Origin of the sequence: Roseovarius sp. TE539 (assembly GCF_003298505.1) — a bacterium.
GTDB lineage: Bacteria > Pseudomonadota > Alphaproteobacteria > Rhodobacterales > Rhodobacteraceae > Roseovarius.
In genome coordinates this window covers 16,791-30,726 of sequence record NZ_QNGB01000018.1, presented here as the reverse complement: position 1 = coordinate 30,726, position 13,936 = coordinate 16,791, and the positions used below count along the sequence as shown (strand labels likewise).

Annotated in this window: 10 protein-coding genes and 1 riboswitch; of the genes, 6 read left to right on the top strand and 4 right to left on the bottom strand. The window is 63.1% G+C overall.

Annotation, left to right across the window (positions count from 1 at the left end):
• Nucleotides 1–26: 26 nt before the first annotated feature.
• A complete protein-coding gene (locus DQW77_RS12055; protein WP_113258479.1) occupies nucleotides 27–521 on the bottom strand; it encodes a hypothetical protein in 495 nt (164 codons plus the stop codon).
• Nucleotides 522–583: 62 nt separating this feature from the next.
• A complete protein-coding gene (locus tag DQW77_RS12050) occupies nucleotides 584–1,228 on the bottom strand; it encodes a HupE/UreJ family protein (RefSeq protein ID WP_113258478.1) in 645 nt (214 codons plus the stop codon).
• Between the two features lie 115 nt (nucleotides 1,229–1,343).
• Nucleotides 1,344–1,566: riboswitch (cobalamin riboswitch) on the bottom strand.
• A 207-nt stretch (nucleotides 1,567–1,773) separates the two neighbouring features.
• On the opposite strand from DQW77_RS12050, the gene DQW77_RS12045 reads away from it, so the two are divergent.
• The 6 genes from DQW77_RS12045 (at nucleotide 1,774) to preA (ending at nucleotide 11,354) form a co-directional block, all read left to right on the top strand.
• A complete protein-coding gene (locus DQW77_RS12045; protein WP_181711254.1) occupies nucleotides 1,774–5,229 on the top strand; it encodes a chromosome segregation SMC family protein in 3,456 nt (1,151 codons plus the stop codon).
• A gap of 315 nt (nucleotides 5,230–5,544) precedes the next feature.
• Entirely contained in the window at nucleotides 5,545–6,945 is a 1,401-nt protein-coding gene (locus DQW77_RS12040; protein ID WP_113258516.1) for a selenium-binding protein SBP56-related protein, read from the top strand.
• Nucleotides 6,946–6,948: 3 nt separating this feature from the next.
• Complete coding sequence (locus DQW77_RS12035) at nucleotides 6,949–7,608, top strand: hypothetical protein (RefSeq protein WP_113258476.1); 660 nt, start codon at nucleotides 6,949–6,951, stop codon at nucleotides 7,606–7,608.
• Nucleotides 7,609–7,754: 146 nt separating this feature from the next.
• Entirely contained in the window at nucleotides 7,755–8,522 is a 768-nt protein-coding gene (locus DQW77_RS12030) for a FadR/GntR family transcriptional regulator (RefSeq protein WP_113258475.1), read from the top strand.
• Between the two features lie 157 nt (nucleotides 8,523–8,679).
• On the top strand, nucleotides 8,680–10,011 hold the full coding sequence (locus DQW77_RS12025; RefSeq protein ID WP_113258515.1) for an NAD(P)-dependent oxidoreductase: 1,332 nt from the start codon (nucleotides 8,680–8,682) through the stop codon (nucleotides 10,009–10,011).
• Nucleotides 10,012–10,049: 38 nt separating this feature from the next.
• Entirely contained in the window at nucleotides 10,050–11,354 is a 1,305-nt protein-coding gene (gene preA, locus DQW77_RS12020) for an NAD-dependent dihydropyrimidine dehydrogenase subunit PreA (protein WP_113258474.1), read from the top strand.
• 73 nt (nucleotides 11,355–11,427) lie between these two features.
• On the opposite strand, the gene DQW77_RS12015 is transcribed toward preA, so the two are convergent.
• A complete protein-coding gene (locus tag DQW77_RS12015) occupies nucleotides 11,428–13,401 on the bottom strand; it encodes a M48 family metallopeptidase (protein ID WP_181711253.1) in 1,974 nt (657 codons plus the stop codon).
• A gap of 113 nt (nucleotides 13,402–13,514) precedes the next feature.
• The gene (locus DQW77_RS12010; RefSeq protein WP_113258514.1) at nucleotides 13,515–13,910 is read right to left on the bottom strand and encodes a metallopeptidase family protein; all 396 of its coding nucleotides are present in this window, start codon (nucleotides 13,908–13,910) and stop codon (nucleotides 13,515–13,517) included.
• Nucleotides 13,911–13,936: the final 26 nt, after the last annotated feature.

Here is a 13,936-nt window from a genome sequence, read left to right as displayed (position 1 = left end):
GTCCTTTATGCGCGTGCCGGTTTCGGTCAGTCGATGACCACGGTCGTCGTGGCTTCAATCGGTTGGCCGGAGGTGGCCAGCTGGCTGTGGTCATTCGCGTTGAGCGTGACGCGGATGTCGTGCCTGCCCTGCGGCAGGGCGTGCAGATGCACCCATGGTCCGTAGGCGCGGGCCTGCTTGACGCCGTTTATATAAACATGTGCGTGACCCTGACCGGGCACGTGTACACCGTTCACGCCTTGGGGATCGAAAGCGAAATTGGTCACGTCGATATGCAGGTTGCGGCTCTGTTCGCCATCCGGGTGAACAGCAAGCGTCAGGTCGGGCGGCGGTCCCTCCACCTCGGTAATCGCCGAATGATCATGCTCGCCCTCGCCGTGGTCATGGGCGCTGTGATCATGGGAGGGGCCCGGTGGCGTTTCCGGCGACAAGGACGGTCGCCCTGCCGTTGTCCCGATCAAGAAGCCGAAACCGGCCCCGAAGAGCAGCCCCATGATCATGAACCTGACGGATTTAGTCATGACATCTGGCACCAAATGAAGCGGACGGCCCCCAACAAGCCGCCCGGCACAATTTCAAGGGCTCAGCCAGTGATCGCCGCGACGATCGGACCCTCGACGATTTCGAGGCAGAGGAAAACCCCGACCCCGGCCACCATGGCCCCGACAATACGCGCGTTGGTCGAACTGGCTTCGGCGGTCCCCAGACCTTTCTCGGCGATCCATCCCGCCGCCACCGCGATGGCATACTGAATGATGCCGAGGCCCAGCAGGTACCCGACCAGGACAGCCGTGTTGACCCCGCCCTCCTGTGCCGCGATGCTGCCGCCGAAGGCCGACCCGTGAAACAGGCCGAAGGCGGCGAAAAGCACCACTGCGATCCCGGACCCGAGCGCCCGACCGGACAGAACAACACCGCCGATCGCCAGCAACGAAATGGCAATGAAGGTTTCCTTGAGCGGCATGCCGATCCCTGCATACATCAGGCCGCAACCCACCAGCATTGTGGCAACATAGACCGCGGGAGTCAGGTAACGGTGCGCGGTAAACAGCGCCGCCACACCCATCGCGATAACGAAGAACAGGTGATCGAAGCCGAGCACAGGGTGCCCGATACCGGACAAGACGCCATGCGCGAGGGTTTCCATTGGCATCCCGCCGAGCGGGTGATGCGAGAGAGCAGGTGTCGCCGCGACGGTTGCGGCAGTGATGGCCATAATTTTCTTCATTTGTGTCCCCTTCGGTTCCTTGGCTGTGAAGGGGGGATCCTCAGAGGTTGCTCGGGCCTGCGGTCAGGCCCGGTTTCCCCCAACGGAACACCCCGTCCGTTGTTCTCCTGTCGGGCGCGGACGCCCGGTGCATGGCTGGTCTCCTGGCTTGCGGGTCATGGCGGGCACCGGCCTTCCCGGGACCGAAGTCCCAGTGGCAATTTGGTGCACGCTCTCCGCTTACAGTCGCGGGGGCGGCTGACGATTGGACGCCCTGGTTGGGTCCGCCGTCACGTCATTCCCAATTCATCCCAGGGTGCTTTGCACCCTAAAGGGGAACCTTGCAGGAGCCGGTATGGCCGCGTGCCCCGCAGCCGTCAAGGCCGATTGCGACGTGCCGGGAACGCTTTGCGCCATTTGCTGGGTGCGAATTCGCGCAAGACTTCGCAATATGTTGTGGATAAATTCGGATGGGCGGGCACATTCTGTGGATTGCCGTTGACAGGCAGTTTGCAGAACCGTCACATTCAGGGCCACCACGGAATCAAGCCGATGACAGGATCAAATTGCAATTCACCAAACTCAGATTGACCGGATTCAAGAGTTTTGTCGACCCGACCGACCTGATCGTCGCGGACGGCCTGACCGGTGTGGTGGGCCCCAACGGTTGCGGAAAGTCGAATCTGCTCGAGGCGCTCCGCTGGGTGATGGGTGAAAACCGGCCAAAGGCGATGCGCGGCAGCGGCATGGAGGATGTGATCTTCGCCGGGGCCGCTTCGCGCCCGGCCCGAAACTTTGCCGAGGTGTCGATCCACATCGACAATTCCGACCGCCTTGCGCCGGCGGGATTCAACGAGTCCGATCACCTTGAGGTGGTCAGGCGCATCACGCGGGATGTGGGCAGCGCGTATCAGGCCAACGGAAAGGATGTGCGCGCCCGGGATGTTCAGATGCTGTTTGCCGATGCCTCGACCGGCGCGCATTCGCCGGCATTGGTCCGTCAGGGTCAGATCGCCGAATTGATAAGCTCCAAGCCGCGCGCGCGCCGCCGCGTGCTTGAAGAAGCCGCGGGTATCAGTGGTCTGTATCAGCGTCGGCACGAGGCGGAACTGAAGCTGAACGCGACTGAAACAAATCTGACCCGGGTCGATGATGTGATCGAACAGCTCGCCGGTCAGCTGGCGCAGCTTGAACGTCAGGCGAAACAGGCGGCGCGCTACCGCGCCATCGGGGCCGAGTTGCGTCAAGCCGAAGGATTGCTGCTTTACCGCCGCTGGAAAGAGGCTGATACCGCCCGTGCCGAGGCCGAGGATTCGTTGCGGGAACGCACCACCGCGGCGGCGCGTGCCGAAGCTGCGGCACGTGACGCGGCAAGTGAAAGCGAGGCGGCCGATGCTGCGCTGCCGGCGTTGCGCGAGGAAGAGGCGGTTGCCGCCGCCATCCTTCAGCGTCTTTCGACAAGCCGCGACACGCTTGCCGACCAGGAGGCCCGCGCGCGCGAGCGAATCACGACATTGCGCGCCAGGATCGAACAGCTGGGCAGGGATATCGCGCGCGAGTCCGGCCTGAACAGCGATGCCGTCGAAACAATTGCCCAACTCGAGGCTGAGGCGGCGAACCTGTGCAAGGAGGGCGAAGGGCATGAAGCCCGGTTTGAAGCGGCCGCCGAACAGGCCCGCGCGGCCGCCGGGGACCTTGAAGAACGCGAGGCGGACCTGGCCGGACAGACCGAGGACGTGGCGCGGCTCTCGGCCCGTCACCAATCGGCACAGCGACTCGTTTCAGACAGTCGCCAGACGCTGGAGAAGAGCGAAGCCGCCGCTGAAAACGCCCGAAGAGCCGCCGAGGAAGCAACTGCGGCCCTGAAGCGCGCGGAGGCCGATCACGAGGCCGCGGGAATTGCCGAGGCCAGAGCCGTGGCTGCCGCAAGAGAGGCCGAGACGGCCCTTGTCGCAGCCGACGAGGCACGTGCCGAAACCCAGTCGCGCGAGGCCGAGGCGCGGGCGATCCGGTCCGAGGCCGAGGGCGAGGTCAATGCGCTTTCCGCCGAGGTCACGGCGCTGGCGCGGCTTGTGGACCGCGATACCGCCGAGGATGGACAGATCCTCGATCTGGTCCGGGTCGCGCCGGGATACGAAAAGGCGCTTGGCGCCGCTCTGTCCGATGACCTTCGCGCGCCCGAGGTGGTTGCGGACGGACCGTCCGGCTGGACATTGCTGCCGGGATACGACGACCCGCAGAAACTTCCCGCAGGTGTGACCCCGCTGTCGGCGCATGTCACTGTTCCCGATGTCCTTGTCCGGCGCATGGCTCAGATCGGGCTGATCGAGTCCGATGACGGCCCACGCCTTCAGCGGTTGCTGCGACCGGGGCAACGTCTCGTCAGTCGTGAGGGGGACCTGTGGCGTTGGGACGGCTACCGGGCATGGGCGGAAGATGCGCCGACGGCGGCCGCCCTGCGGCTTGAACAGCTCAATCGTCTGGAGGACCTGAAGCAGGAGCTTGCCCATGCCACCGCGCGTGCCGACGGCGCGCGTGACGCGCATGAGGCCTTGCGTCGTAAGCTTGCCGAACAAACCGAGGCCGATGCGCGTGCCAGAGAGGCCCGGCGCAAAGCCGACAACGCTGTCAACGAAGCCAACCGCGCCCTGAGCCGCGCGGAGGCGGACCGCAACCTCGCGGCGTCACGTCTTGAAAGCCTTGGCCTTGCCGTCACCCGGCACGAAGAAGAGGCTGAGGCCGCCCGTGCGCAACTTCGGGAGGCCGAGGCCGCGCTTGCGGCGCTCGATGACCTTGAAGATGCGCGTGCGCGGATGGAGCAGATCAAGTCGGATGTCGAGACGGCCCGCGCCGTCATGCTGGCCCGGCGCGCGGCGCAGGACGAGTTGAAACGCGAAGGGCAGGCCCGCGAACGGCGTCTGCGCGATGTCGGGCAGGAAATCCGGAACTGGCAGGATCGTTTGCGCACCGCCGAGACCCGCACGTCCGAACTGGCCGAACGCAAGCAGGCCGCCGAAGCCGAGCTTTCCGAAGCGGAGGAGGCGCCGGACAGCATCTCGGCGGAACGGGAGGCGCTGGACAAGAGAATGGCCGAGGCCGAGGCGCGCCGTGCCGCAGCGGCCGATGCGCTTTCCGCTGGCGAAGGGGCCGCGCGCGCGGCGACGGTCACGGCCCGCGATGCCGAACGCACGGCAGGCGAGGCGAGAGAGGCTCGCGCCGCCGCAGCCGCGCGTGCGGAGGCAGCCGGGAACATGGCCGAAGAAGCGGCCGCGCGCATTCATGAAGAAAGTGGTGAAACGCCGCAGGCCCTGCTGGACAGGCTTGAGGTCGATCCGGTGGACATGCCCGCAGCGGACAGGATCGAGGCCGATGTCCTGCGCCTGCGTCGGCAGCGCGACGCGCTGGGCGCCGTGAACCTCCGTGCCGAGGAGGATGCCCGCGAGGTCCAGCAAGAACATGATGCCCTGCAGTCCGAGAAGGCTGATCTTGAGGAGGCGGTCACGACTTTGCGCAGCGGCATCGCCAGCCTGAACCGTGAAGGGCGCGAGCGTCTGCTGACAGCGTTCGAACAGGTCAACAGCAATTTCGCGATGCTTTTCCGGCATCTCTTCGGGGGCGGCGAGGCCAAGCTTGTGCTGGTCGAAAGCGACGATCCGCTTGAGGCCGGCCTTGAAATAATGTGCCAGCCGCCGGGCAAGAAGCTGTCAACGCTCAGCCTTCTGTCGGGTGGGGAACAGACCCTTACGGCACTGGCGCTTATCTTTGCCGTGTTCCTGGCCAATCCGGCGCCGATTTGCGTGCTTGACGAGGTCGATGCGCCCCTCGACGATGCCAATGTGACAAGGTTCTGCGATTTGCTGGACGAGATGTGCCGTCGTACCGAAACGCGTTTTCTGATCATAACCCACAATGCCGTGACAATGAGCCGGATGGACCGCCTTTTCGGGGTCACCATGGCCGAACAGGGTGTGAGCCAACTGGTCAGTGTCGATCTTCGCAAGGCCGAGGCGATGGTGGCCTGAAACGGCGCCGCGGCCGGGATGCCGTTTCCCGTCTTCAACCGATGATGCCTGGCAAGACCGTGCGGGCAGTAAGGGGCGACCTTTCGCCGTTCACCCGACCGGTTCATGGATTCCCCCGCCGGCGCAAATTACGCTTTTGTCCTTTTCAGGACCGCGAACCGGCATGGTTTGTCGCGTTGGTCACATGGCCGCGGGTCGGGGGATGTGATGTCATTCAATTCAATTGTCTGACATTTTATTCTGTGTCACCCTGTTACCAAGACGCTTCAGGATGATGTCAGCCGGATGCGTCAAGAAAAGGGAGGAAAAAAGACAATGAATTTGAGACCTGACCCAACTTTTCACGCCACGCCGAAACTGGCCATGGAGGCCCCGGTCGAAAAGCTGGCCTTCACGCTGATGCTGAGCCCCGATGGCAGCCAACCCGACGGTCTTGCGGTTGTCGATGTCGATCCCGGTTCGGATACGTTCGGGCAGATCGTCCATAGTCTTTTCATGCCCAACAAGGGCGACGAGTTTCATCATTTCGGCTGGAATGCCTGTTCGTCGGCCCTTTCACCCCTGACCGGCCACGCGTTCCTGGAACGGCGTTACCTGATCATCCCCGGCATTCGGTCTTCGCGTATTTACATCATCGACGTGAAAGATCCCCTGAAGGCCAGCATCCACAAGATCATCGAGCCCGAGGAAGTCTTTGCCAAGACGGGCTATTCGCGGCCCCATACGATTCATTGCGGACCCGAGGGCATTTACGTCTCCACCCTCGGGGGTGGCGGGGAGGATGGCACCGACGGCCCGCCGGGAATGTTCATCATGGATTGCGAGACCTTCGATATCCTCGGCCGTTATGAGATGGATCGCGGCGTACAGGACAAGCAGTACGATTTCTGGTGGAACCTGCCGCGCAATTACATGGTCAGCTCGGAATGGGGGCTGCCGCCGCAATTCGAGAACGGGATCGTGCCCGAGGATCTGCTGTCGAACAAGTACGGGCATTCGATCCACTTCTGGGATCTCGCGGCGAGGAAGAACGTGCAGACCATTGATTTCGGAGAAAACCATCAGATGGCGCTGGAAATCCGGCCTGCTCATGATCCGGCCAAGCAGTACGGATTCTGCGGGGTCGTGGTGGACACCACCAATCTGGAGGGCTCGATCTGGACCTGGTGGCGCAATGACGACGGGACGTTCGATGCGAAGAAAACCGTGACCATACCGCCGCAGCCCGCCGCCGCCAACGATCTGCCCGAACTTCTCAAGGGGTTCGAGGCCGTGCCGCCCCTGGTCACCGATATCGACCTCAGCCTGGATGACAAATACCTTTATGTGGCCTGCTGGGGCACTGGTGAGATGCATCAATACGATGTCTCCGACCCGATGAACCCGACATTGGCCGGCAAGGTCGAGCTGGGGGGCATCGTGGCCGACCACAAGCACCCCAACGGGAAGGATTTCGCCTTCGGGCCGCAGATGGTCGAGATCAGCCGGGACGGAAAGCGCGTCTACTGGACGAATTCGCTCTACTCCTCCTGGGACGATCAGTTTTACCCGGATGACGAGGGCGGGCAGATGGTCATGGCCCATGTCGGAGAGAACGGCGGCCTTGAGCTGGACGAGAAATTCTATGTCGAGTTCCCGAAAGGCTATCGCAGCCACCAGATCCGTCTTGAGGGCGGGGACTGTTCGACCGACAGTTTCTGCTACCCGTCAGTCTGAGGCATGGAGGATTTGACGACGGCGGCGGCCCTTTGGTGGGCCGTTGTCGCCTCGGGGATCTATCATGGGATCAATCCGGGCATGGGCTGGCCTCTGGCGGTTTCGGCCGCATTGATGAACCAGGCGCATACCGGCCTATACAAGGCACTTCTGGCGCTCTCCGCGGGGCATCTCGTGGCGATGGCGGCGATCCTCTTTCCGTTCTCCGCGATGATGATCCTGGTCGAGTGGCAGCGCGAAATCCGCGTCGGCGCCGCAATCCTGGTGATCGGGGTAGGCGTTTACCTGCTGATCAATCGCCGCCATCCGCGGTTTCTGGCACGCGTGCCGCCAACGCGCCTTGCGCTCTGGTCTTTTCTTGCGGCGATGGCGCACGGGGCCGGTTTGATGCTTGTGCCGATTTACCTGGGGATATGTGATCTGGCGGCGCAGGATGCCGGGCATAGCGCCGCCGGGGCCCTCATGGGCGCGAACGCCTTGCGCGCCGGTCTGGTCGCGGTGGCGCATACGCTGGCGATGATGGTATCCGGTGGGGCGCTGGCCGTGGGCGTCTATTATTGGCTCGGTTTGAAATTCCTGTCCCGCAGCTGGTTCAATCTTGATATCGTTTGGGCGTCCAGCCTGATCATCGTCGGTCTTCTGTCACTGAGCGTCACGCATTAGAGTGCGTTGCGCCGGATCGGAGCCACCCGCCCGCCTCCGGACCGTTTCCTGTCGAATGCAACATGCTATCAAGCGCCCCGATGGCCGGACTTGCAGGGCTTCCGGGGTGGTCATACAACTTGACCAATCGACCAGAGGCTGCCGGTATGCCATTTCGGAAAGTGACTCCTGAAAAATTGTCGACCGCCGTGACGCGGCAGATCGAGAAACTGATTCTGCGCGGTATCCTGCGGCCGGGTGAGCGATTGCCGCCAGAGCGCGAGTTGGCTGAACGGCTGGGTGTATCACGCCCGTCCCTTCGCGAAGCAGTGGCCGAGCTACAGGAAAAGGGCCTTCTCTGCGCCCGTGCCGGTGCGGGGATTTACGTCGCGGATGTGCTGGGCAATGCGTTTTCGGAAGCCCTTGTGCAGTTGTTTTCCGAGCATGATGAAGCGGTGTTCGATTACATCGCCTTCCGCCGTGATCTGGAGGGCCTGGCCGCCGAACGCGCCGCGCGTCTGGCTTCGGACACCGACCTGCAGGTCGTGGACGCAATACTTTCGCGTATGGAGCGGGCGCATCAGAAGGCGGACCCATCCGAGGAGGCGGATCTGGACGCGGAATTCCATCTCTCGATCATCGAGGCGAGCCACAATGTCATCATGCTGCACATGATGCGCTCGATGTTCCAGCTTCTGCGAGAGGGGGTTTTCTACAATCGCCAGGTCATGTTCCGGCAACGCACCACCCGGCAAGCCCTGCTTGATCAGCATCGGAACATCAACGATGCACTTCAGGCCCGCGATCCCGGCCGGGCGAAGGCCGCGGTCCTGGATCACATGCTCTATGTCGAGAACGCCCTGCGTGATCAGAAGAAGGCGGATGACAACGAAATCATCGCGCGGCAGCGTTTCGAACACCAGAAAACGCGGTAAAAGCCGGATTTTCCGCCGGTCGCCCTGCGCACTGCATGGCGGTCACCGCGACCAGGAAGAGGATTTTTCCCAACTGCCTAAATTTTACCATTTGATAAAAAAATGATTCGTGCTTTACTGCGGCCAGCCAATGGAAAGCCATGCAGTGGAGACCGTCATGACCGACAACGCGCTGACTCCCGGAATTGCCTCGGGGCGACTCGACCCGGAGACCTACACCGAGAATTTTTCCGATCTCCATCCGCCTCTCGACGATCACGAGGCACTCGTTGCGGCGGATCGCTGTTATTTCTGCCATGACGCGCCCTGCATCACGGCCTGTCCTACCGCCATCGACATTCCGCTATTCATTCGCCAGATAGCCACGGGCACACCCGAAGCAGCGGCCGAAACGATCCTGAATCAGAATATCCTTGGTGGGATGTGTGCCCGCGTATGTCCGACCGAGACATTGTGCGAAGAGGCTTGTGTCCGGGAACTGGCCGAGGGCAAGCCTGTTCTCATCGGGCAGTTGCAGCGCTACGCGACAGACACTCTGATGGAGCAGGATGTGCATCCCTTTGCCCGCGCCGAGGCCACGGGCAAGCGGATCGCGGTGGTGGGGGCCGGGCCGGCGGGTCTGGCCTGCGCGCATCGTCTGGCTATGAAAGGCCATGACGTGACCCTGTTTGACGGCCATGACAAGCCCGGGGGCCTCAATGAGTACGGGATTGCCGCGTACAAGACCGTGGGTGGTTTTGCCGAGCGCGAGGTCGAATGGCTTCTCGGGATCGGGGGAATCGTCGTTGAGACCGGCAAGCGCCTGGGTCGTGATCTGGACATGACGCAGCTTCGTGAGGATCACGACGCCGTTTTCCTCGGTGTCGGGCTGGGCGGAGTCAATGCGTTGGCCCTTGATGGCGAGGATCGTGATGGTGTGCGGGATGCGGTCGATTTCATCGCGGATCTGCGCCAGGCGGACGATCTTTCGGCTTTGCCCGTCGGGCGTGACGTGGTGGTGATCGGCGGGGGCATGACGGCGATAGATGCCGCCGTGCAGGCGCGGCTTCTCGGGGCCCTGAACGTGACCCTTGTCTACCGGCGCGGGCGTGACCGCATGAACGCCAGTGTCTACGAACAGGATCTCGCGGCCTCCAAAGGGGTGCGGATCATCACCAACGCATCGCCGCGCGCGGTGCATGGCAACGGCTCTGTAAGGGAAGTCGAATTCGAGTACACCGAAGACGATCTCACCCCGACCGGACAGACCTTCCGCCTGCCTGCCGACCAGGTGTTCCGTGCTATCGGCCAGACGCTGCAAGGCGATGATCTGCCGGAACTCGACGGGCGCAAGATCGCGGTCACAGGTGCGGGCCGAACGTCCCTTGACGGTGTGTGGGCCGGTGGCGATTGTGCTGCGGGTGGCGACGACCTGACAGTGACGGCGGTTGCCGAGGGGCGTGACGCCGCCGAGGACATTCATTCGAAACTTATGCCGCAAGCAGGCTGAGGCCCGCGCGGCACCAGCCGGAAAAGGAGATCAGCAAGATGGCCAATCTCGCAAGTGACTTCATCGGGATCAAATCCCCAAATCCGTTCTGGCTGGCCTCGGCGCCGCCCACGGACAAGGAATACAATGTCCGCCGCGCCTTCGATGCCGGCTGGGGCGGCGTGGTCTGGAAGACCCTCGGCGAGGACGGCCCGCCCATCGTCAACGTCAATGGCCCGCGCTACGGCGCGATCTGGGGGGCAGACCGGCGGCTTCTGGGGCTGAACAACATCGAGCTGATAACCGATCGCCCCTTGCAGACCAACCTTGACGAGATGAAGCGGGTAAAACGGGACTATCCCGATCACGCCATCGTGGCGAGCCTGATGGTTCCGGTTAACGAGGACAGCTGGAAAGCGATCCTCGAGCGCGTGGCCGAGACCGGCTGCGACGGGGTGGAGCTCAATTTCGGATGCCCGCACGGCATGAGCGAGCGTGGCATGGGATCTGCCGTCGGCCAGGTGCCCGATTACGTTCAGCAGGTCGCGGAATGGTGCAAGAAGCACACCGATCTACCCGTGATCGTCAAGCTGACGCCCAACATCACCGACATCCGCAAGCCCGCACAGGCGGCCAAGGACGGGGGCGCGGATGCCGTCAGCCTCATCAACACGATCAACTCCATCACCGGCGTTGACCTCGATATTTTCGCGCCCGAGCCCACCATCGACGGGAAGGGCGCGCATGGCGGTTATTGCGGCCCGGCGGTCAAGCCGATTGCGCTCAACATGGTGGCCGAGATCGCCCGGTCTCCGGAACTGAGAAGCCTGCCGATCAGTGGCATCGGCGGCGTGACCACGTGGAAGGACGCGGCCGAATTCATGGCGCTCGGCGCCGGGAACGTACAGGTCTGCACCGCGGCGATGACCTACGGTTTCAAGATCGTGCAGGAGATGATCTCGGGCCTGTCGCAGTTCATGGACGAGAAAGGCTTGACGTCGACTTCGGAACTCGTCGGGCGCGCGGTGCCCAACCTGTCGGACTGGCAACACCTCAACCTCAATTATGTGACCAAGGCGCGCATCGATCAGGATCTGTGTATCAAGTGCGGGCGTTGTTATGCCGCTTGCGAGGACACGTCGCATCAGGCCATCTCGATGTCCGAGGATCGTGTGTTCGAGGTGATCGACGCTGAATGCGTGGCCTGCAATCTGTGTGTGAATGTCTGCCCGGTGGAGGGCTGCATCACCATGGAGGAACTGGCCCCGGGCGCGATTGACGAGCGCACCGGAAAGGTTGTCGAGGAGGAATATGCCAACTGGACAACCCACCCCAACAACCCGGGGGCCTGTGCCGCGGAGTGATCCGCGGTCGCGGCCTTCCGCGGAGGCGCGGCCCGTTAGGATGGGCGATCGCGGGTCCGCGCGCTGGCCATGATCACTGTGCCGGGTGCTCCGCTTGGTGGTCCGCCGCGCGGTATCGGCCCTTTTTCCTGAGCGCGCCCACGACCTTCCGGCGCGGGATTTTCGCCTCGGGTCTGATTTCCAGCGCCTTGAGATAGGCCTCTATCGCGCGGATCCTGTCGCCCTTGACCTCGGCCAGATCGGCGATCAGCCACCAGCCCTGCCAATGGTTCGGACGCAGGCGGACCACCTCCTCGGCCTGCTTGAGCGCAGGGTCGATGCGGCCTTCGACCGCCAGAAAGCGCGCCAACTGGAAACGCGGTTCGATCATCTCGGGCCACGCGGCCACGGTTTGGCCCAGCAAGGTGAGTGCTGTCTTGCGGTCCCCGGTCATGAAGCGGGCGATGCCGGCCGCCGTCGCGACGGTCGGATTGTCCGGAGCGAGGCCGAGTGTATGTTCGGCAACCCGGCGCGCATTGTCGAATTTTCTTTGACGCAGGTAGGACTGCATCAGTTTCAGCCACGGCTCGTAGCGGGTCGCGCGTGTCTCGAGAAGGATCCGGGCCAGATCGTCACTGGCATAGCTGGCCCCGCCGCCGGTGTATTCGAGGATCGCCATCAGCTTGAGCATCTCGGCTTCGAGACGCGGCATCCCCGCCTCGTCCCCGGAGATGAAGACCTGTTCGACATCCACAGGTTCGCTTTCGATCGGGGCGAGCAGATCCGCGGCCGCGTCCGGGGCCCGGGCAATCTTGTGATCGGTCATCCAGACCTCGACGACGTCCTGCGTGCGCCGTTCCGGCATGTGGCATGTCGTGCCATCCGCCTCTGCGGCAATTTCGGGGTGTGTGCCCGCGGTTCCGGGCAGGTCGGGCAGGCCACGCCCGTCCGTCTCGTGACAGCTCATGCAGGCCTTGCGGTAATGTGCCGCCCGTTTCGCCGGTTTGATCTTCACATGCGGGTCGTGGCAATTCAGGCAGCCGAGCGCCCCCTCGCTCTCGATGAAACAGGCGCTCTGCTCGAGGCGATAGGGATGATGGTTGATCTCAAAACGGTCGGCCCTGGGCCGGTCGGCATCGACGATGTCGATCCGCATCCGGAATTCCTGCAAATTCTCCCCGGGGCGGAAGGAATAATGCCCCCGCCCCATCCTGACCTGCGACATGACCGAGACCGTGGGCTGCATGTGGCAGCCGTAGCAGATGCTGTAGAGTTCCTCCCGCGGCAGTTTCCCGGGATGGACGATCGCGCTGCGAAGATCCTCCATGCCGGTCTCTCCGGTCAGGGCGAACCGCACATGCCTGGCGCCCGGGCCATGGCAACGCTGGCAGCCGATCCCTTCCGGCAGATCGGCGGGATGCAGGTTGGGCATACCCATGCGGCCCTGGCCCTTTGGGTATTCGGCATAGGAGTTGTGACAGGCCATGCAGCCTTTGGGCACGCTGCGCAGGACGCCGTTGTGATCCGGTTTCTCGAATCCCGGGGCCATGGCCCAGATTCCCGACTGGGTGTACCAGGCGAGCGGAAGCTGGAAGAGCGCACCGTCGGGCGTTTGATAGAGATAGACACGGGCGTGGTTCCCGGATCCCATGATCCAGTCCACCGTGGTGGTGAATTCATCCAGCCTCGTGCCGTCGGACGCCTTGCGGTAGCGGGTGAAACGATAAACCCCGTTCTCCTGATCCAGACGATAGTAGCGCCCGCTGGGGGCATGATGATAGGGAAGCTGGCTGAAATCCTCGATCACATTGTCCGCGGAGGGCCTGTAGAAGCTGCGTGCCATGCCCATCTCGGCAAAGCTTTCCGCCTTGTCGGCATGGCAGTCGCCGCACACGGCATCGGGCACGTAGCCCGCCGCGTCCCCGACGGACATCTCGATCCCCTCGCGGGCAAGCAGGTTCATCGTGCCGTGGCCGCCCGTGCCCGGCTCTTCGGCGTTGGAGGCCAGCGCCAGCACCAGAGTGAAAGCAGTGATGCAGATCCGGCTGATCAGTCCGCTTCGTGGCATCGCAACCCCCGCGCAAATCCTTGATTGCGAGGGTGTAGGGATGCTCGTTGACATTCCGGTGACCGCCGGATGACAACCGGATTACATCCCGACAGGTCAGCCGGTCCTGCGGATCATTCCCACCAACGGTCGATGACGGCGATGTCGTTGTCAGACCAGCCGAAATGATGGGCAAATTCATGCACTGTCACATGGGCCACCAGCCGTTCGATCGTGACGTCGTCGCGCTGCCGCCATTCGGCTAGAATGGGCTGGCGGAAAAGCCACACGATGTCCGGGCCGATCGGTTGATCAAAAACGGATTTTCGCGTCATCGGGATGCCTTCGTAGAGGCCGGTCAGTTCGAGCGGATCGCCAATCCCGAGGCTGCGAAGCATTTCAGTGTCGGGCCAGTCGGTGACCCTCAGCGCCACATCGCGGGCGGCCGCCCGAAATCCATCAGGCAGCGCATCGACCGTCCGGATGGCGATGCCCTCGATCTCGGAAAGGCTCGGTGCCGATTCTGACATGCCCGGCATCATAGGCCGTCACGCGG